The 19,306-nt window shown below is 63.9% G+C and carries 13 protein-coding genes and 1 pseudogene; 9 read left to right on the forward strand and 5 right to left on the reverse strand.

Annotated features, from left to right (window positions below; all coding sequences use genetic code 11):
• Window positions 1-126: 126 nt before the first annotated feature.
• Window positions 127-567 (forward strand): hypothetical protein, encoded by a 441-nt coding sequence (locus P6U25_RS20105; protein WP_407146495.1) that lies wholly within the window; start codon window positions 127-129, stop codon window positions 565-567.
• A 234-nt stretch (window positions 568-801) separates the two neighbouring features.
• Here the strand turns inward: P6U25_RS20105 and P6U25_RS20110 are convergent, their stop codons facing one another.
• The gene (locus P6U25_RS20110; RefSeq protein WP_407146496.1) at window positions 802-1,740 is read right to left on the reverse strand and encodes a GlxA family transcriptional regulator; all 939 of its coding nucleotides are present in this window, start codon (window positions 1,738-1,740) and stop codon (window positions 802-804) included.
• Window positions 1,741-1,852: 112 nt separating this feature from the next.
• On the opposite strand from P6U25_RS20110, the gene P6U25_RS20115 reads away from it, so the two are divergent.
• Window positions 1,853-2,551 carry a DJ-1/PfpI family protein gene (locus tag P6U25_RS20115; protein ID WP_407146497.1) on the forward strand — a complete coding sequence of 233 codons (699 nt, stop codon included), beginning with the start codon at window positions 1,853-1,855 and terminating at the stop codon, window positions 2,549-2,551.
• A 103-nt stretch (window positions 2,552-2,654) separates the two neighbouring features.
• On the opposite strand, the gene P6U25_RS20120 is transcribed toward P6U25_RS20115, so the two are convergent.
• A complete protein-coding gene (locus P6U25_RS20120; protein WP_407146498.1) occupies window positions 2,655-3,044 on the reverse strand; it encodes a VOC family protein in 390 nt (129 codons plus the stop codon).
• Between the two features lie 414 nt (window positions 3,045-3,458).
• A pseudogene (locus P6U25_RS20125) lies at window positions 3,459-3,533 on the reverse strand (NADH:ubiquinone oxidoreductase subunit NDUFA12); the annotation flags it as partial.
• A gap of 446 nt (window positions 3,534-3,979) precedes the next feature.
• Between P6U25_RS20125 and P6U25_RS20130 the strand changes: the two are divergent.
• The 3 genes from P6U25_RS20130 (at window position 3,980) to P6U25_RS20140 (ending at window position 8,800) form a co-directional block, all read left to right on the forward strand.
• Window positions 3,980-5,032 (forward strand): AraC family transcriptional regulator, encoded by a 1,053-nt coding sequence (locus P6U25_RS20130; RefSeq protein ID WP_407146499.1) that lies wholly within the window; start codon window positions 3,980-3,982, stop codon window positions 5,030-5,032.
• 307 nt (window positions 5,033-5,339) lie between these two features.
• Window positions 5,340-5,543, forward strand: coding sequence for a helix-turn-helix domain-containing protein (locus P6U25_RS20135; RefSeq protein ID WP_407146500.1), 204 nt, complete (start codon window positions 5,340-5,342; stop codon window positions 5,541-5,543).
• Between the two features lie 332 nt (window positions 5,544-5,875).
• Window positions 5,876-8,800: an autotransporter outer membrane beta-barrel domain-containing protein gene (locus tag P6U25_RS20140; protein ID WP_407146501.1), complete on the forward strand. Its 2,925-nt coding sequence runs from the start codon at window positions 5,876-5,878 to the stop codon at window positions 8,798-8,800.
• 415 nt (window positions 8,801-9,215) lie between these two features.
• Here P6U25_RS20140 and P6U25_RS20145 read toward each other — a convergent pair whose 3' ends face one another.
• Complete coding sequence (locus P6U25_RS20145) at window positions 9,216-9,626, reverse strand: NADH:ubiquinone oxidoreductase subunit NDUFA12 (protein ID WP_407146502.1); 411 nt, start codon at window positions 9,624-9,626, stop codon at window positions 9,216-9,218.
• Between the two features lie 267 nt (window positions 9,627-9,893).
• On the opposite strand from P6U25_RS20145, the gene P6U25_RS20150 reads away from it, so the two are divergent.
• The 3 genes from P6U25_RS20150 (at window position 9,894) to P6U25_RS20160 (ending at window position 13,532) form a co-directional block, all read left to right on the forward strand.
• Window positions 9,894-10,490: a BA14K family protein gene (locus P6U25_RS20150; protein ID WP_407146503.1), complete on the forward strand. Its 597-nt coding sequence runs from the start codon at window positions 9,894-9,896 to the stop codon at window positions 10,488-10,490.
• A 380-nt stretch (window positions 10,491-10,870) separates the two neighbouring features.
• Entirely contained in the window at window positions 10,871-11,275 is a 405-nt protein-coding gene (locus P6U25_RS20155) for a response regulator (RefSeq protein WP_407146504.1), read from the forward strand.
• A 19-nt stretch (window positions 11,276-11,294) separates the two neighbouring features.
• Window positions 11,295-13,532, forward strand: coding sequence for a CHASE3 domain-containing protein (locus tag P6U25_RS20160; protein WP_407146505.1), 2,238 nt, complete (start codon window positions 11,295-11,297; stop codon window positions 13,530-13,532).
• A gap of 195 nt (window positions 13,533-13,727) precedes the next feature.
• Here P6U25_RS20160 and P6U25_RS20165 read toward each other — a convergent pair whose 3' ends face one another.
• A complete protein-coding gene (locus P6U25_RS20165) occupies window positions 13,728-14,621 on the reverse strand; it encodes a DMT family transporter (RefSeq protein WP_407146506.1) in 894 nt (297 codons plus the stop codon).
• A gap of 798 nt (window positions 14,622-15,419) precedes the next feature.
• Between P6U25_RS20165 and P6U25_RS20170 the strand changes: the two genes are divergently transcribed.
• The gene (locus P6U25_RS20170; RefSeq protein WP_407146507.1) at window positions 15,420-19,175 is read left to right on the forward strand and encodes a vitamin B12-dependent ribonucleotide reductase; all 3,756 of its coding nucleotides are present in this window, start codon (window positions 15,420-15,422) and stop codon (window positions 19,173-19,175) included.
• The last annotated feature ends 131 nt before the right edge of the window (window positions 19,176-19,306 follow it).

Consider the following 19,306-nt stretch of genomic DNA (forward strand, 5'->3'; position numbering starts at 1 on the left):
ACATACGAATCTGCCACGACTCTGCTGCATCGCACAATCTCCTTGCTTCAAAGTTGTTGAAAAGCGAGACAAATCCATTGACTTTGCTAAACTCCGTTTTGCCGTAACAACTTATGGAGCTTTCGCATGAATGTTAATGCAGAAGTCCTCACCCGCGCGCCGTTGGAGTTGGAACAGTTGGATGGCGAAATCAGCGCGGTGATCCCTCATCGACCACGCAGCAACATTCGGCCCCTCTCACCGATGCCGGACTATGTCGAGCACCGCAACGGCGTCAACGAAGTTGGCAAGCTGTCGGCCGAGGCGGTTGTGCGTGAATACGAAGCCGCCGTGAAAGAGATCGAGGCTCTTGGAACAGAACTGCAGTTGGCCGCCAGGAAGTGCGAGACGATGGTGGCGGGCGTTCATGACATGATTGCAGAGATCAAGGAGTTCGCTGCGGGTTATCGCGATCAGGGCAAGCGGTTCTTCTTGCAGATTGAAGCCGTCTCGTTGATGACCTCGGAGGTCAGGGATACCTGCGAGGTGTTGAAGAAAAAGATCGCCGCCGACACATTGACGCAGTGATATTTCGACCGCCGTCCTGTGAACAGCACGATCCGTGATGCTTCCCGTGACGGTAGGAGTTGATCTTATTGGTGAATGGTTGCGCCGCTCCGGCGCGGCAGAACCGTTAGTTCTATTCAATACCAAGCCGTTCAAATACCTTGCCCCGCTTCGGCGGGGCTTTTTATGTCCTCAGCGAGTCATTGCTGCGCGGGACCCTGTCGCGTGCGCTTTCGAAATCCTTGAGTCCACGACCTACCCCGCTCTCGCCGCGCGGCGCAGCGATTGCGGTGGCTGGCCGAAGGCGCGGATGAAGGCGCGGCGCATCCGCTCGGGATCGCGGAAGCCCGTGATCTCGGCAACGCGCTCGATGGCCTCGCCCGACGACTGCACGCGTTGCCGTGCCACCTCGATCCGCAGTCGCTCGACCGCCTTCGACGGCGTGGTGCCGGTCTCCGCGATGAAGGCGCGGGTGAAGTGCCGTGAGCTCATGCCGGCTTTCTCCGCGAGATCCTCGACCGTCAGCGGCGCGTCGAGATTCTCGCGCGCCCAGGCGAGCAGCGCCCCGAAGCGGCCGTTCGGCGCCTTCAATTCCAGCAGCGAGGAAAACTGCGACTGCCCGCCGCTGCGCCGATGATACAGCACGAGCTGGCGCGCCGTGTTCTGCGCGACCTCGTCGCCATAGTCTTCGGTGATCATGGCCAGCGCTAGGTCGATGCCGGCGGTGATGCCGGCCGAGCTCCAGATATTGCCGTCGCGGACGAAGATCTGGTCGGGCTCGAGCTTGATCTTGGGATAGGTCTTCACGAAATGCGGCGTGCGCTGCCAATGCGTAGTGGCGCGGCGGCCGTCGAGCAGGCCCGCCTCGGCAAGCACATAGGCACCAGAGCAAACGCTGGCGACGCGGACGCCGCGTCCGGCCAGGCGCCGCACGAAGTCCAGCGTGGTCGGACAGGTTGCCGGCGTACGTACGCCGTTGCCGCCCGCGATGATCAGCGTCGTGATCGCGGTTGACGGCTTCAGGCCGCGCGCGAGCATCTCGACGCCGGACGAGCTCCGCACCGGGCCAGCCTTCACCGCGAGTGTTCTGATCTGCGGCGCGTTGCTGGCAAAGCGCGCGGCGATCTCGAATGCCGCGATCGGGCCGGCCGCGTCGAGCAATTGGAAGTCGGGAAAGATCAGGATGCCGATCATCGCCAAATCCTCGCGAATGGACGAGACGTCCTAAAATGAGGGAAATACGCCATTCCAGACAGGAATGCATCATGGCATTGTGGCGCGGTCAAGCTCGATTTGGAGACTTTCGATGTCAGCGCCCTTGCAGATTGGACTGCTCGTGTTCCCGAAGGTGACCCAGCTCGACCTCACCGGTCCGCTGCAGGTGTTCTCCTCGGTGCCCGGCGCCAAGGTGCACCTGATCTGGAAACGGATCGAACCGGTGCCGACGGATTCGGTGATGGTCCTGACGCCGACCACCACCTTTGCCGATTGCCCGCAACTCGACGTGATCTGCGTGCCTGGCGGCATGGGCACCGATGACATGGTCGGCGACGAGGAGATGCTCGCCTTCCTGCGCAAGCAGGCTGACGGCGCGAAATATGTCACCTCGGTCTGCACGGGATCGCTCGTGCTCGGCGCGGCCGGCCTGCTCAGGGGCTACAGGGCCACCACGCATTGGAGCGCGATCGAATTCCTAAACGGCTTCGGCGCGATCCCGACCAAGGCCCGCGTCTGCGTCGACCGCAACCGCTTCACCGGCGGCGGCGTCACCGCCGGCATCGATTTTGCGCTGACGCTGGTGTCCGAGCTGGTCGACCGTAAGACTGCGGAAGCGATCCAGCTCCGGCTCGAATACAACCCGGCGCCGCCGTTCAGTGCCGGCTCGCCCGACACCGCGCCGGCCGAGGTCCTTGCGTTCATGAAGGAACGAATGGGACCGGCGCACGCGCGCCGCGGCGAATTGATGGGCCGCGCTGCGGCGCGCCTTGCCCGAGTCGGGTCCTGATCATTCCACGCGACATTGCGGGTCGCTCCCAAGGGCCGAGCTTCAGGGAGCGATGGACGCCGATCCCTTGCTCCGCCCTGACGCTTGCCGGCTGGATGGGACGTCAGGCCGGATCGAGCGCGCTGATCGTGACGTAGTATCCGTCAGGATCCCGGAGCGAAAACTCCATCGTTCCTGTGTTGGGATTTTGATGCGGCTCTTCCTCTAGTCCGCTGACGAGCGCGCGCGCCCTTGGCAAAGCGGCGTCAAGATTATCGACCCGGAAGAACAGCAGAAGGCCATTGCCGGGCCGGGCGTCGTCCGGACTTCTCAACGTGGGATGTTCGTGGGCACCCCAGGCGTGCAGGCAGAGCAAGACCGTTCGATCGGAATCGACGATTTGCCCGAAGTAGTCGTGCGCAGGCGCCGTCTCCGGCAGGTCAAGCAACGACTGGTACCACTTGAAGCTCCGGGGTACGTCGGCGACGCCGATGATTGTCCACAAGCGCTTCATCGGATGCTCCCGACGCCTATTAGATCGTTAGATCGATCCCCGAAAGATGCCGAACATGTCGTGCACGCCGCAACAGAAAAAGGCCGCCTGGTTTCCCAAGCGGCCCTTCCTGTCTCACGGTGGCCTCACATTAGCGGGCGATTTCAGGACGTCTGCACCAGGGGCCTATGTCCTGGCCGTATCCTACTCGGAGGCCGCTGCTTCATCGGGACAGTCGCGATCCTGGAGCCCGATCCGACGCGATGGTCTCCCATCTCCGTAAGATGACCTTATTGAGCCGCGATCCCCGGATTGACGCAAGCGCAGAAACCCGCATGCGCCGGCCTGTCCCCGCTGTTACCATTGTTCACAGGCACGCATGCGCCGCGCGCGAGACGTTCTCGCGCATGCGCCCGAAGCGGCGGTGCCGGATGATCAGCTTCCGGGGGTCCAGGCCTGATAGTCGCCGGTCGCCTTGGGGCGACGGCCGCTCGCCATCGTCGAGCCGGACGTAGGCGAAATATTGCCACGCGATCCATACCGTCCCGAACAGCGCCGTGACCGGCCACACGACATCCATGATCCACATATGCTGCGGACGACGCGCCACATCAATCGCGATGATGATGGCGCAAACGACGCCGAGCGCGAGCATGCCGATCGATAGGACGTGATGCCAGAGAGGAGCCAGCGGGTTCACCAACGCAATGCGGGAATGTGAAGGTGTCACGCGAACGGTTGATCGTGTCCGCGGTTCCTATCGAGCCGGCTTCAATCATTCGCTCAAGCTTGAACCGAATTTTGTCTCGGTTGCACCGTCAACACTTTACTATCCTCGGCGGAACCGCAACGAGGCTAAAATTTGTGCAATCTGTGCCAGCGAATCTTGGTAGCATGGTACGCCTTACAGACATCGATGATCGCTGTCTGCAAGCGGAAGTCGGGATCGACGTCAGATGACCGAGCCATTGCATCGGTTCAAGGTGTTCGAGACAGCCGATCCAGACGACGCGGTGGACAGGTTGGCGCGCCTGTTCGGCAACCAGAAGACGTCAATCAACGGCGCAGATTCTACTCAAGGTTGTACGTCTCTTTCGGTCGCGCGCATCGCAAGCTCGTTTCTGTGTCGGCTGACGTCTTCGCATGAGCTCCTGTTCGATCGAGAGGAGCCGAAGGAACTGATAGGCCTCACCTTTGTCGTGAGCGGCCACATGGGCGTAGCCCTGGCCAGGGAGCCGACGTCCCATTCTTCCGATCCTCTCGGCTATGTGCTTGCCCAAGACGAGCCATTCAGAGCCATTCTCAGAAACTATGACGGTTTGAGCTTTGGCGTCCCTCGCGCGACGCTTCACGCGAGTCTGCAAGCATTGACCGGGATGGCGCCGGCGGTTCCCGTCAGGTTCAGGACCTCGATCGACGCCGACGGCGGCGGCCGGATACTTCAGCACACCCTCGACATGATCGCGCGACAATTGGCCGATCCCGCCTCTTCCCTCGGTCGCCCGGCGCTTGCCGCTCGCCTGGAGGAATTCGTCGTCCACGCCCTGCTGCATGGGCAGCCTCACAACTATTCGGATGACATCGCCGGCGACCATCGCACCGCGACGCCAAAGCAGGTGCGGCGCGCCGAGGCGTTCATACACGCGCATGCCAGTGAGACGATCCGACTGGCGCAAATCGCCGACGCCGCCGGATGCAGCGTGCGAGCGCTGCAGCTCGCGTTCAAGACCTTTCGCGGTACGACCCCGATGGCGTTGCTGCGAGACACGCGCCTCACGAACGCCCATGCCGACCTGTCGCGATCGGACCCTTGCAGTGTGACGGTCACCGAAATCGCAACCAAGCACGGGTTCTACAACCTCGGGCGCTTCGCGCAGGACTACCGGCGATCGTTCGGCCAGTCCCCCTCGGAGACACTACGACTGACTCTACGGCCGCGACCGATGACATCGGATCGCCTGGACGTCTTGGGACCGTCGTCAGCAAATTCCCTTCCACGCGATACATAAAAATTTGCGCGTTTTGGCCGGATGATGCGCAAATCGGGTGGAAGCCCAACCACCACCCGGAACTAGCTGTGGCTTTCAGGCAATTAATTGCTGCAGCGGGCCCATTCGGGTGAGGACACAAAATCCATCGAAGCGAAAAAGGCGAAGCACGCTCCAATGCTCCTCGCGTCGAGAGCCGAAGCTACTGCGGCGTGCCGATCAATACATCGCGACGCATGCACAGCAGCCGGTTACGGCAGCATCGTTTGCCGACGGCGTCGGCTGCAGCGTCCGGACGCTGCAAAATCTGTTTCGGAAGTACCGCGAGATGACGCCACTGGCAGCCCTGAGACGATTCCGGCTGGAGTGCGCACGGAAAGAGCTTTCCGATCCGCATCTGGGTGTCGCAGTTGCAGGCGCCGTGCAGAGATGGCAGCTCGGCAACCCCGGACGCTTCGCTGCGGATTATCGAAAAGCCTTCGGCGAGAGCCCGTCGGAGACGCTGCGCTTCGGCCGAGAGGACAAATGCTAATTCTGCGTTGCCGGCCGTCGCCCGGTTCCGTCAGATAATTTCGTTTTGTGTCCATCCATTGCGCAATTCGGACAGCGGTGCCTCTGCGATTCACCGACCCTCGGTCGCGAGCCATGGGAACGCTCCTGGGGAACGATTCCGCTGTCCCGAGCCAGCCAGGTCGTTGGCGCTCCCGGGCTCACCTCGCGCAATTCAGGCGAGGTCCATCCCACAAGAGAACGGGGGCCATCATGACCAAGCCGTGCCTGAAAGTTCTTCGCCTCTCCGAGTCCCGCGGTGTGTGCGACCGCAATGCAGAGCCTACCATCGGAGGCACGAGACTCCGCAAGCGCTTGCTCCTCGGCGTCTCATCCCTCGCCCTCGGTCTGCCGCTCGCCTGGACGACCCCGGCGATGGCCGGATGCAGCAACGCCAACCCCGGCAGCAATACGACTGTCGTCTGCGACGCCAATCCACCCAATCCGGATACCACAGGTGTGCAAACCCAGCCGGGGGCTACCAACGTCACAGTGACGGTGAATTCGGGTGCGTCCCTGGTCACGTCGGGCGTTGCCGTTCTCGGCAACACCTCGATCAGCAATTTCACCAACAATGGTTCGATCCAGACCGGGCCGAATTCCACAAATTTTCAAACGGCCGGCATGGAGGTTATCGGAAACAGCAACGCGCTGACGAACGCCGGCAAGATCGAGGCGCTCGGCCAGGGTTTCGCCGGAGGCCTCGCCGCCTACGGTAACAGCAACTCGCTGACCAATGCCGCCGGCGCGACCATCATCACCCACGGGGCTGACACCAATGGCATGCAGGCCCAAGGCAACGATAACACGATCACGAACAACGGAACGATCACGACGCTCGGAAATGTCGGCGGGGGTCTGGGCCCAACCCCGATCGGATTCGATGCCGAAGGCGATCGGAACAAGCTGATCAACAACGGGACCATCAACACGTCGGGAAATTTTGGAATCGGTATGTTCGCCACGGGCACGGCCTATGGCATAGGTAGCAGCATCGCCATAACGAACGCCGGTATCATCAACACCGCCGGCAGCTTTGCATGGGGCATGACCGTTACGGGCAACAACAGCACCGTGACCAACACCGGCGCAGTCAAGACGACGGGCGATCATGCCGACGGCGTCTATGTCAACGCGAGCAACCAGACCGCCGTGATCAACCGGGGCACCATCTCCGTCACTGGCGCAGGCGCAATCGGCGTCAGCGTCAACTACTCGACCGCGGGCCAGACCAACACCATCACCAACCAGGCGGGAGGCGTCATCAGCAGCCAGCAAGGTTATGCGATCGCAGCCCTCAACAACAACACCGGCAACGAAATCGTCGACAACTCCGGCACGCTGATCGGCGGCAACGGCACCGCAGTTGCACTCGGTTCCGGCAACGATGCCTTGACCGTGCACGCAGGCAGCGTGGTGCAGGGGGCGATGGACGGAGGCACTGGCACCGACACGCTGACGTTCGACAAGTTCGCCTACACCGGCGGCAGCGGCATCCAGAACTGGGAAACGTTCAACCTCAGTAACGGCTCTACGCTTACGTTGAACAGCGACCTTGTGATGGGCGATCTCGGCGGGTTTGCCGGAGACCCCAACGCCACAAAGACCGGCGTCGTCAGCATCGATACCGCAAGCGCCATCAACGCCTTCGGCATCTATGCCATCAAGGCGATCGATCCCTCCTCGCTTGTGACGGTCAACAATGCCGGCACGCTGAATCTATCCAACGGCAGCGCAACCAACGTGTTGACCATCGTCGGCAACTATGTGGGCCAGAACGGCCATCTCATTCTCAGCACGGTGCTGGGCAGCGACAACTCGCCATCGGACAAGCTCGTGATCAGCAGGGGCACCGCGACGGGAAATACTTCGATCACGGTCAACAACGCGGGGGGACTCGGTGCGCTGACGACCGGCGATGGCATCAGGGTGGTCCAGGCCATCAACGGTGCGACGACGGCCGTCAACGCCTTCGCCCTCTCCGGCCGCGTGGCGGCGGGTGCCTACGACTATCTGCTTTATCGCAGCGGCGCGACCACGCCGGACGACTGGTATCTGCGCTCAACGCGCGCCGCCGATTCATCGCCGCCTACTCAGCCCGCCGCTCCGGGTCAGCCCGCATCTCCTCCGGCCGATGTCCCTAACTATCGGCCCGAGGTCCCACTCTATATGGCCGTTCCGGATCTGGCTCACCAATTCGGCTTTGCCATGATCGGCTCGTTGCATGATCGCATCGGAGATGAGGACCCCGCTGCTCAACCGGCGGCACCGGCGAGACCAGTCGTGCCGAGCACGGTGTGGTGCAAGAATCCCTCGAAGAATTTCCGCTGCAACGTCCCCTCGCAGCAGGATGGCGTCTACGTCGATGCCAACTCGCGCTACGCCAGCTATGGCGCCTGGGCGCGGGTATTTGGCGAGACGGGCCGCCACCGGGAGGGTTCGTTCTGGGACGGCAAAGGCCCGGATTACGACTATGGCCTGGCGGGCTTCCAGGCGGGCATTGACCTCTATCGACGCGAGCTTGCTGATGGATCACGCGATGCGGCTGGTTTCTTTGTCGGCGCCGGCCACGCCCAGGGCAATGTGAACCACATCTTCGGCGGCCCGGCTGGTCATATGTCGCTCGATGGCTACTCAGCCGGCGGCTACTGGACGCACTACGGCGTACCCGGCTGGTACATCGATGCTGCGGTGCAGGGGACTCGGTTTGATAACGTCGTCGCGCGATCCATTCTGTTCCAGAGCATACAGACCGATGGCTGGGGCCTGACGGCCTCGCTGGAGGCTGGCAAGGCATTCCAGCTCGGCAACGGCTGGGCGATCGAGCCACAGGCGCAACTCGTCTACCAACGTGTGTCGCTGAGCGGCGCGGCAGATGCTTTCGGCCTTGTGCAATTTGCCGATTCGGATGCCGTGCGAGGGCGAATTGGAGCGCGTCTGGCGAGGACCTTCGCCATCAGCGCGGACTACGCGCCGCGGCTCTTAACCACCTGGACCACGGTGAATGTCTGGCATGGCTTCACGGGTGATCCAAAGACGACCTTCGCGGACCTTCAGGGCCTGAACGCCGTGACCTTGAGTTCCAAGCTTGGTGGAACGTGGGCGCAGGTTCAGGCCGGCATCACTGGCCAAGTCTACCAAAATGTCGCCGTGTTCACCTCAGCCGACTACAACGTTTCAATCGACAGCGGCGGCAGCACGAGCTTCGGCGGACGCGCCGGCATCAAGGTGGTGTGGTGAGCAATATTCATCGGCGATGGTCGACCTGTATTTTTGCCCTCTGTCGACATTGCCGAACGTGCTGTCCGGAACAAACTGAAAAAGGCCGCTTGGTTTCCCAAGCGGCCCTTCCTGTCTCACGGTGGCCTCACATTAGCGGGCGATTTCAGGACGTCTGCACCAGGGGCCTATGTCCTGGCCGTATCCTACTCGGAGGCCGCTGCTTCATCGGGACAGTCGCGATCCTGGAGCCCGATCCGACGCGATGGTCTCCCATCTCCGTAAGATGACCCTATTGAGCCGCGATCCCCGGATTGGCGCAAGCGCAGAAACCCGCACGCGCCGGCCTGTCCCCGCTGTTACCATTGTCCACAGGTACGCGTGCAGCGCACGCGATCGCTCTCGCGCGCACGTTCGAAGCAGCAATGCCGGATGATCAGCTTCCGGGGGTCCAGGCCTGGTAGTCGCCGGTCGCCTTGGGGCGACGGCCGCTCGCCAGGGTCGAGCCGGACGGGCGGTAGGCCTGCGGTGTGCCCGTCATGTTCGGCACATGCGGCTTCTCCCACTCCCGCGCCGTATAATCCTGCTCGGTCGGGGGGACGTCGACGGTGTGGTGCAACCAGCCGTGCCAGCCCGCCGGGATACGGGACGCCTCGGCATAGCCATTGTAGACCACCCAGCGGCGTTCGAAGTGCAACGTCGGGTCGATCTTGCCGCCCTTGGTGCGATAGTAGCGGTTGCCCTGCTCGTCCTGGCCGACCAGCTCGCCGAAGCGCGCGGTCCACAATTGCGTGCCAAAGGTCTGGCCGTTCCACCAGGTGAAGAATTTCAGCAGGAATTGTTTCATGCGTGATCGGTCGTCAGTTCGAGGCAGTCGGGCTCTGATGCCACCTGAACTCCCAAATGTCCAGCGGTCGGGCCGCGGTGCACCGGCAGCCGCGATCAGGGTCGGGATACCGTCCCTTGGCGGCCAAATGACGCGGCAGGCGGCGTCCGCATTCAGGCGGCATACATGTGCTGCCTGACAAGCAAAGGTGACGCACTGTCAATGTGCGGTGCGGGAACCGTCAAGCCAGGAAGAGGTTAGACATTGTCCCGTTTTGAGGAGTTCAAGATGATCAATCTGAAGGTTCTGAGCGCCGCTGCGGCACTGGCGCTCGCGCTGCCCTTGGTCGTGCCGACAGCATCGTCTGCGCAAGGGCTGGTGCGGAACGACCGTGGTGGCGGCGGCGGACAGGTCGGTGTCGGCGGCGGAGGCGGCGCGCGTATCGGCGCTGGTGGCGGCGGTGGGCCGGCTATCGGCCAGCGCCTTGCGGGCGGGGGCGTAGGCCCGCGCGTTGACGGCGGCGGAGCAGGCGTCGGACCGGGTCCGCGGGTTGGCGGCGGCGGCTGGAGCGGCAGTGGCCGCGGCTGGAGCGGTGGCGGAGGCTGGAACCGCGGCTGGCATCACCACCATGGCGGCGGCTTCTGGCCTGGAGCAGTTGCCGGTGCGGTGGTCGGCGGCGCGATCGCCTCCAACGCTTATTACGGCTCGGGCTACTACTACGGCCCCGGCTATTATGACGACGGCTATGGCTATTACGACGACAGCGCCCCGGTCGCCGTGGCACCGGGTGGCGATGCCAGCTACTGCGCGCAGCGTTACAAGTCCTACGATCCTGCGTCGGGCACTTATCTCGGCTATGACGGCCGGCGGCACCCCTGCCCTTAAGTCTGATATCGCGTCTCAATCGTCAAAAGGCGGCCTTTGGGCCGCCTTTTTCATGCGCGCAAGCCGAACCGCAGTCGGACGCCCGTCGCAGAATCAGCGCTCGCGAACGAGTTCCACGCACGCTCGGCGCAGTTGCAAAGCGTAGCGACGATTTCTGAAGCCGGGCGACGAAGTTCGGTGCATGCTGGGAGCTGCAGTCATGAGTTTGTAATCCGCCGGAAGACAAATGCGGGTGATGTGAAGCGACCGATTTGAAATCTGCTTGTCAGGCAACAGCATATGCACTTTATGATACAGACTACCTGTCTCCGTTCCGCCTTAATCCACAAACGGGCCCAGCGAGTCGCCGGCACGCGAGAGCCCATGAGAGAGGATAGCTAGTGCCGCGCGTTCTCGTGGTCGATGACGACCCGATGGTGTGCGTTGCCATCGAGGTCTGTCTGCAACGCCAGGGCTTCGAGGTCATCGTCGCCGATGGCGGTGAGGCCGGCATGCGCGCGCTGGAAAATGCAATCTTCGACGTGATGCTCGTCGACGTCTTCATGCCGCATATGCGCGGCTTCGAGGCGATCCGCATCTTTCACGAGCGCGCCCCCGAGATCCCCGTCATCGCGATGTCCGGCTATGCGTTCGCGAATGCCGATCGCGCACCGGATTTCCTGCGCATGACGATCGAGCTCGGTGCGTCCGCCTGCTTGCGCAAGCCTTTCACGCCGCAGGCGCTGATCGCCGCCGTCAACGAGTGTCTTGCCAAGTCCTCCCCCGCCGCGCGTCTTTCAAATTAGTCCTCTGTACCAAAGGTCGATGGCTTCCCAGCGTCTCATACTCGGCAGCGGCCTTGCGATCCTCCTCGTGATCAGCGCGGCGTCGATCGGGCTGGACGTCAAGTCGCATGACGAGGTCGAATCGGTCGAGCGCACCCTCGGCATCCTCAAGCAGATCTCCGATACGCGCCCGTTGCTGCGCGGCGCCGAGAGCGCGGCGCGCGGCTACGCGCTGACAGGCGATCAGTCGTTCGCCGACGAATACCGCCAGTCCAGCGCAGCCCTCTCCTCCGCATTCGACAACCTGATCGCGGCGGTGAAGGACGATCCGGGCGAAACTGAGCTGGTGGCGGACGCGAAGGTGCAGGTTGACCGCGGCATCGCGCTTGGCGCCGAGCTGATGCGCTTGCGCAATGCGGGCGACACCGCGGGCGTCGCGGCGCTGACCTCCGACGGCGAGAGCCGCGTCGAGATGGACAAGATCAGCGCAGCGCTCGAGCGGATCGTCACCGAGGAGCGCCGGCTGCTCACGACCCGCGGCGCGCAGTCGAAGGCCAATGGACGCGTACTGCTGGCTATCGACCTCGCCGGCATCGCGCTGATCCTGCTCCTTGCGACCGCGCTGACACTGATGACGCGACGATCCCGCCGGCAACTCCAGGACTCGCTGAGTGCGACGCAAGCCACCAACCTCTCGCTGGAGGCCAAGGTCGCCGAACGCACCAAGGATCTCGGCGCCGCCCTCGAGGAGGTCCGCCGTTCCACCGCGGTGATGGAGACCACCTTCCGCAGCATGGCGGAGGCGGTGCTGGTGATCGACACCACCGGCGCCGTGCTGCTCTCCAATCCGGCCGCCGAGAAGATGCTGCGCTACAAGCCCGGCAAGACGGTCCAGCTCCTGCGGGCGCAGAGCACGGTGTTCGAAGCCGACGGCGTCACGCCGATGAAGGCCGAGGACATGCCGTCGAGCCGGGCGTTACGTGGCGAGGAGTTCGACGGCCTCGAGTTCATCGCGCGCCCGCTGCGCGGCAACGGCCAGGTCCATCTGGTGGTCTCCGGCCACCCGCTGCGCGACGCCGCCGGCCACATCACCGGCGCGGCGCTGGTCTATCACGACATCACCACCTCGCGCGAAACCGAGCATAAACTGCAGCAATCGCAGAAGCTTGACGCGATCGGCAAGCTGACCGGCGGCGTCGCGCACGACTTCAACAACATGCTGACGATCATCACCGGCACCACGGAGACGCTGGTCGAGAGTCTGCGCAGCGAGCCTCAGCTCGCGCGGACCGCCGAGCTGATCGACCGCGCCGCCGAGCGCTGCCGCGAGCTGATCCAGCATCTGCTCGCCTTCGCCCGCCGCCAGCCGCTGGAGCCACGCACCGTCGACGTCAACGCCACCGTGGTCGACATCGCCAAGCTGCTGCGTCCCACCCTAGGCGAGCAGATCGAGATCGACCAGGTGCTCGCACCCGACGTCGCCAGCGTCCACATCGATCCGTCGCAGCTCTCGAACTCGCTGCTCAACATGGCGATCAACGCCCGCGACGCGATGCCCAATGGCGGCAAGCTGCTGTTCGAGACCAGCAATATCGTGCTCGACGATGCTTACGCGGCCGCCAATCCGGACATCGCGCCCGGCCGCTATGTCTTGCTTGCGGTCAGCGACACCGGCACCGGCATGTCGCAAGCGGTGCAGGACAAGGTGTTCGAGCCGTTCTTCACCACCAAGGAGGTCGGCAAGGGGTCTGGCCTCGGCATGAGCATGGTCTACGGCTTCGTCAAGCAATCCGGCGGCCACATCAAGATCTACAGCGAGCAAGGCCACGGCACCACGATCAAGCTCTATCTGCCGCCGGCGCGCGGCGAGGTCGAGGTCGAGGCCCCTGCCCCGACGACGCCCGTGCGCGGCAGCGAGACCATCCTGGTGGTGGAGGACGATGCCCTGGTGCGCAACTACGTCTGCGCGCAGCTCGCAAGCCTCGGCTACAAGACCATCGCCGTCGCCGACGGCCGCGCCGCGCTCGCGCTGGTCGACAAGGGCGAGAAATTCGATTTGCTGTTCACCGACGTCATCATGCCCGGCGGCCTGAATGGCCGCCAGCTCGCCGACGAGGTCGCCAAACGCCGGCCCGGAATCAAGGTGCTCTACACCTCCGGCTATACCGAGAACGCGATCGTGCATCACGGCCGCCTCGACGAGGGCGTGCTGCTGCTGGCAAAACCCTATCGCAAGGCGCAGCTCGCCAGCATGCTGCAACAGGCGCTCGGCGAATGAGGCAGATAGGATGGCGCCGCTCTTCCTTCACCTCTCCCCGCCTGCGGGGAGAGGTCGGATCGCACTTGCGATCCGGGTGAGGGGGTACAGGTCTCACAACACTCGTCATTCGCGGATTAGAGCCCCTCACCCCCGCCCTCTAAGAGCGAGCTTCGCTCGTCTCGACCCCGCAAGAGCGGGGCGAGGGAGACAAAGTCAACGCGTCGCCAGCACGACGCCGACCAGCGTGAACAGCAACGCGGCGATCTGGGCCGGCCCAAGCGGCTCGTGCAGCGCGATCGCTGAGGCCACCACGCCGATCACGGGCACCGCCATGGTGCCGATCGCGGCCACCGAGGCCGGCAGGCGCGCCAGCGCGGCAAACCACGAGACATAGGCAATGCAGAACTGGATCACGGTCGAATAGACCAGGAGCCACCAGCCGACCGTCGTCAGCCGCTCGAGATGCGTGGTCTCGATCAACAGGCCGACGATCGTGATCGGCAGGCAGCCGAGACCGATCTGCCAGGCCGCCGCCGGGATCGGCGGCATCAGGATCGGATATTTCTTCGCCAGCACAGTGCCGAGCGCAAAGCCGATGGCGCCGCCGAGCGCCATGATAATGCCCGGCAGTTGCTCCTTGCTGGTGCTGAGGCCGTTGCCGCCCATGATCGCGGCCAGCCCGGCAAACGCCATCGCGAGCGCAATGGTGCGCAGGAGCGTCGGCCGCTCGCCGAGCACGGGCCAGGCGAGCAGCGAGGCCCAGACCGGCATCGTGTAGGCGATGAGCGCGGTCTCGCTCGCCGGCAGCCACAGCAGCGCCAGCCCCATCAGCACCATCCAGCCGGTGACGTTGAGCACGGCATACAGCACGAGCCGCGGCCACAGCCGCGCCTCGACGGCCAGCGGCTGCCCGCGGATCAGCGCCAGCACCGCCAGCAGCGCAGCGCCGATCACCCCGGTCGAGCCGCGCAGCGTCAGCGGCGGCAGCTCGCCGAGCAGGAATTTGGTCACGGGCCAATTGAATCCCCAGCCCACCGAGGTGATGGCGAGGAACATCAGGCCGGCGGGCGCAAGACGCGTCCGTGCGGAAGGTTTCGAATCTGTCATGAGACCCGGCAGGGATGTGAATCGGCGCCACCTTGCCCGCGATTTTGTCGCCCGACCATCACGCCCCTGACATGCCTGATCCGTAGTTTGCCCGTAGGCTCACGTGAGTCCCGAAAATTCAATCCGGAGCCACGAATAAATAGTTCACCTGTGAACAGCGGGGCGAAGCTCCGATCCACAGCCGGACGAGATTTTTTTGGCTTGGGAATCCCTGAGGACTCACCGATAGTTGGCCCGATCACAGGCGCGGCACCGCCCCCTGTTATCCCAACCTTTCCACCATATTTAGTGTTTGATTCAGAAACTCGTACTAGTCCTTGACGGGCGCAACGGAGTTGGCCTAGCTTTCAACCTGTTCGGCGCGAGTGTGTTTGGGTCCCCGCCGGTCGCTCCCACAAGGGTTCCAAAATGACCACTCCGCCAGGCCTTCAGGGCCGCGGGTGAAGGGCTTGTCTGCCCTGAATTTTGGGCCACGTCCGGAGCGCCAAACGGGCCAAAACGGCTCGGCAATAAGAGGCCGGAACCGGCCCGCAAGAAGCGTACGCGTGACGTGTCGCGTGGAAAGCGTTGGGGCGTTGAATGCATGTCCGGAGGGCCCCGATTGGGGACCCGCCCGGACCACGCCACCGCGGGGCCGGGTAACGGGCTGCCTTGCGGATGAGAGAACAGGCCGGGTCCACCGGCTGAGCTGCGAATGACGGGAGGCGTGCGTGCGTGTCCCGAAATTCGCTCAAGGATAAACATACCGGCAACCCGCGGGAAACGTGGGACCGGCAGACGAAGAGACGGGGCTCGACCATGCGAATCGATCGGCGCAACACCACCAGCGGACAAACACCCTATGCCGGGATCAATTTCAGGCTGACCACGTCGGAGATCCGCAATCCCGACGGCTCGGTCGTGTTCCGGGCCGAGAACGTCGAGGTGCCCGAGTTCTGGTCGCAGGTCGCCTCCGACGTGCTGGCGCAGAAGTATTTCCGCAAAGCGGGCGTCGCCGCGCGGCTGAAGAAGGTCGAGGAAGAAACCGTGCCGTCCTGGCTGTGGCGCTCGGTGCCCGACACCGAGGCGCTTAGCCTCCTGCCTGAGAAGGAGCGCTATGTCGGCGAGACCTCGGCCAAGCAGGTGTTCGATCGCCTCGCCGGCTGCTGGACCTATTGGGGCTGGAAGGGCGGCTACTTCTCCTCGGAGGAAGATGCCCTCGCCTTCTTCGACGAGCTGCGCTTCCAACTCGCCAAGCAGATGGTCGCGCCGAACTCGCCGCAATGGTTCAACACCGGCCTGCACTGGGCCTACGGCATCGATGGCCCCGGCCAGGGCCACTACTACGTGGATTGGAAGACCGGCAAACTCACCAAATCGAAGTCGGCCTACGAGCATCCGCAGCCGCATGCCTGCTTCATCCAGGGCATCGAGGACGATCTCGTCAACGAGGGCGGCATCATGGACCTCTGGGTGCGTGAGGCACGCCTGTTCAAATACGGCTCCGGCACCGGCTCCAACTTCTCGCGCCTGCGCGGCGAAGGTGAGCGCCTGTCCGGCGGCGGCCGCTCGTCCGGCCTGATGAGCTTCCTCAAGATCGGCGACCGCGCCGCCGGCGCGATCAAGTCCGGCGGCACCACCCGCCGCGCCGCCAAGATGGTCGTGGTCGACGTCGATCACCCCGACATCGAGACCTATATCGACTGGAAGGTGAAGGAGGAGCAGAAGGTCGCCGCCCTCGTCACCGGCTCCAAGATCAACCAGAAGCACCTCAAGGCGGTGCTGAAGGCCTGCGTGAACTGCGAAGGCTCGGGCGACGACTGCTTCGATCCCGAGAAGAACCCTGCGCTGCGCCGCGAGATCAAGCTCGCCCGCCGCAACCTGGTGCCGGACAACTACATCAAGCGTGTCATCCAGTTCGCCAAGCAGGGCTACAAGGAGATCCAGTTCGACACCTATGACACCGACTGGGATTCGGAAGCCTATCTCACCGTCTCCGGCCAGAACTCCAACAACTCGGTGTCGCTGAAGGACGACTTCCTGCGCGCGGTGGAGACCGACGGCGAGTGGAATCTCATCGGCCGCACCACCAGGAAGGTGACCAAGACGCTGAAGGCGCGCGATCTCTGGGACAAGATCGGCTACGCCGCCTGGGCCAGCGCCGATCCCGGCCTGCACTTCAACACCACGATGAACGACTGGCACACCTGCAAGGCGTCCGGCGACATCCGCGCCTCCAATCCGTGCTCGGAATACATGTTCCTGGACGACACGGCATGCAACCTCGCCTCCGCCAACCTGCTGACGTTCTACAACACCACCACCAAGCGGTTCGACGTCGAGTCCTACGAGCATCTCTGCCGGCTCTGGACCATCGTGCTGGAAATCTCCGTCATGATGGCCCAGTTCCCGTCGAAGGCGATCGCGGAGCTCTCTTACGAATTCCGCACCCTCGGCCTCGGCTTCGCCAATATCGGTGGCCTCTTGATGACCATGGGCCTGCCTTATGACTCAAAGGAAGGCCGCTCGCTGTGCGGCGCGCTGACCGCGGTGATGACCGGCATCGCCTACAAGACCTCGGCCGAGATGGCCGCCGAGCTCGGCACCTTCCCCGGCTACAAGAAGAACGCCCAGCACATGCTGCGCGTGATCCGCAACCACCGCCGCGCCGCCCACGGCAACGCCTCCGGCTACGAGGCGCTCTCGGTCAACCCGGTGCCGCTCGATCACGCCTCCTGCCCGCAGGCCGACCTCGTCACCCACGCCGTGCACGCCTGGGATGACGCGCTCGCGCTCGGCGAAGTCAACGGCTATCGCAATGCCCAAACCACCGTGGTGGCGCCGACCGGCACCATCGGCCTGGTGATGGATTGCGACACCACCGGCATCGAGCCCGACTTCGCGCTGGTGAAGTTCAAGAAGCTCGCCGGCGGCGGCTACTTCAAGATCATCAACCAGGCGGTGCCGCAGGCCTTGCGCGCGCTCGGCTATCGCGAGAGCGAGATCGCGGAGATCGAGGCCTACGCCGTCGGCCACGGCTCGCTGTCCAACGCGCCCGGCATCAACGCCTCGACCCTGAAGGCCAAGGGCTTCACCGACGAAGCCATCGCCAAGGTCGAGAAGGCGCTGCCGACCGCGTTCGACATCAAGTTCGCCTTCAACAAGTGGACCTTCGGCGAGGACTTCATCCGCGACCAGCTTGGCATCGGTGCGGAAGCGATCGCGGCCCCCGGCTTCGACCTGCTCTCGGCGGTCGGCTTCACCCGGCGCGAGATCGACGCCGCCAACGTGCACATCTGCGGCGCGATGACGGTGGAAGGCGCTCCGCACCTGAAGGCCGAGCACTATCCGGTGTTCGACTGCGCCAATCCCTGCGGCAAGATCGGCAAGCGCTACCTCTCGGTCGAGAGCCACATCCGCATGATGGCGGCCTCCCAGCCGTTCATCTCGGGCGCGATCTCGAAGACCATCAACATGCCGAACGACGCCACGGTGGAGGACTGCAAGTCCGCCTACCTGCTGTCGTGGAAGCTCGCGCTGAAGGCCAACGCGCTCTACCGCGACGGCTCCAAGCTCTCGCAGCCGCTCAACTCGCAGCTCATCGCGGATGATGACGACGAGGACGATGCGGTCGAGGCGCTCTACGAGAAGCCGATGGCCGCGCGCGCCGCCCAGGTCTCGGAGAAGATCGTCGAGAAGCTGGTCGAGCGCATCGTGGTGATGCGCGAGCGCGAGAAGATGCCCGATCGACGCAAGGGTTACACCCAGAAGGCCGTGGTCGGCGGCCACAAGGTCTACCTGCGCACCGGCGAATATGACGACGGCCGGCTCGGCGAGATCTTCATCGACATGCACAAGGAAGGCGCCGCACTGCGCTCCTTCATCAACAACTTCGCGATCGCGGTCTCGCTCGGCCTGCAATACGGCGTGCCGCTGGAGGAATATGTCGACGCCTTCACCTTCACCCGCTTCGAGCCGGCCGGCCCGGTGCAGGGCAACGACTCGATCAAGTACGCGACCTCGATCCTCGACTATGTCTTCCGCGAGCTCGCGGTGAGCTATATGGGCCGCTTCGACCTCGCCCATGTCGATCCCAACGAGTCGGGGTTCGACGCGCTCGGCAAGGGCGTCGAGGAAGGCAAGGAGCCGGATGAGGCGCCCGCCCAGCAGGCCACCAAGTATCTGTCGCGCGGCCTCACCCGCTCGCGCACCGATAACCTCGTGATCATGCGCGGCGGCTCGACCGCGGTGAGCCAGAACGCCGACAACGCCCCCGCCGGCAACCGCGTCACGGCGCTCTCCCCGCGTGGCGCCTCGGACACCGTCGAAGGCGCGGTCGCCCTGAAGCAGGAAGTAAGCCACGACCTCTCGCCGACCGAGAAGCTCGAGGCCCTGACCTGGAGCAAGCCGGGCTCAGCCGCCGCCGTCACTCCCACCAAGGCCGAACGCCGCGCCGAAGCGAAAGCCAAGGGCTACGAAGGCGAGATGTGCTCCGAGTGCGGCAACTTCACGCTGGTGCGGAATGGCACCTGCATGAAGTGCGATACGTGCGGGTCCACGACGGGGTGTTCGTGAGGCGTTCGTCGACGACGACGAAGAAAGACCCACCGCCCGCCAGAGTACAGCGACCGGCAAAGAGTGGGTCACTCACTCGGAGCCGTCGGCGGAAAGTGAAGAACAAGAGAGGTTCGCGGCGAGCTTTGGCT

Origin of the sequence: Bradyrhizobium sp. ORS 86 (assembly GCF_045571475.1) — a bacterium.
GTDB lineage: Bacteria > Pseudomonadota > Alphaproteobacteria > Rhizobiales > Xanthobacteraceae > Bradyrhizobium.

What these genes read in the sequence shown, in the direction of transcription:
- P6U25_RS20105 (WP_407146495.1), top strand. Translation starts at nt 127, where the DNA reads ATGAATGTTAATGCAGAAGTCCTCACCCGCGCGCCGTTGGAGTTGGAA.
- P6U25_RS20110 (WP_407146496.1), bottom strand. Translation starts at nt 1,740, where the DNA reads ATGATCGGCATCCTGATCTTTCCCGACTTCCAATTGCTCGACGCGGCC.
- P6U25_RS20115 (WP_407146497.1), top strand. Translation starts at nt 1,853, where the DNA reads ATGTCAGCGCCCTTGCAGATTGGACTGCTCGTGTTCCCGAAGGTGACC.
- P6U25_RS20120 (WP_407146498.1), bottom strand. Translation starts at nt 3,044, where the DNA reads ATGAAGCGCTTGTGGACAATCATCGGCGTCGCCGACGTACCCCGGAGC.
- P6U25_RS20130 (WP_407146499.1), top strand. Translation starts at nt 3,980, where the DNA reads ATGACCGAGCCATTGCATCGGTTCAAGGTGTTCGAGACAGCCGATCCA.
- P6U25_RS20135 (WP_407146500.1), top strand. Translation starts at nt 5,340, where the DNA reads ATGACGCCACTGGCAGCCCTGAGACGATTCCGGCTGGAGTGCGCACGG.
- P6U25_RS20145 (WP_407146502.1), bottom strand. Translation starts at nt 9,626, where the DNA reads ATGAAACAATTCCTGCTGAAATTCTTCACCTGGTGGAACGGCCAGACC.
- P6U25_RS20150 (WP_407146503.1), top strand. Translation starts at nt 9,894, where the DNA reads ATGATCAATCTGAAGGTTCTGAGCGCCGCTGCGGCACTGGCGCTCGCG.
- P6U25_RS20160 (WP_407146505.1), top strand. Translation starts at nt 11,295, where the DNA reads ATGGCTTCCCAGCGTCTCATACTCGGCAGCGGCCTTGCGATCCTCCTC.
- P6U25_RS20165 (WP_407146506.1), bottom strand. Translation starts at nt 14,621, where the DNA reads ATGACAGATTCGAAACCTTCCGCACGGACGCGTCTTGCGCCCGCCGGC.
- P6U25_RS20170 (WP_407146507.1), top strand. Translation starts at nt 15,420, where the DNA reads ATGCGAATCGATCGGCGCAACACCACCAGCGGACAAACACCCTATGCC.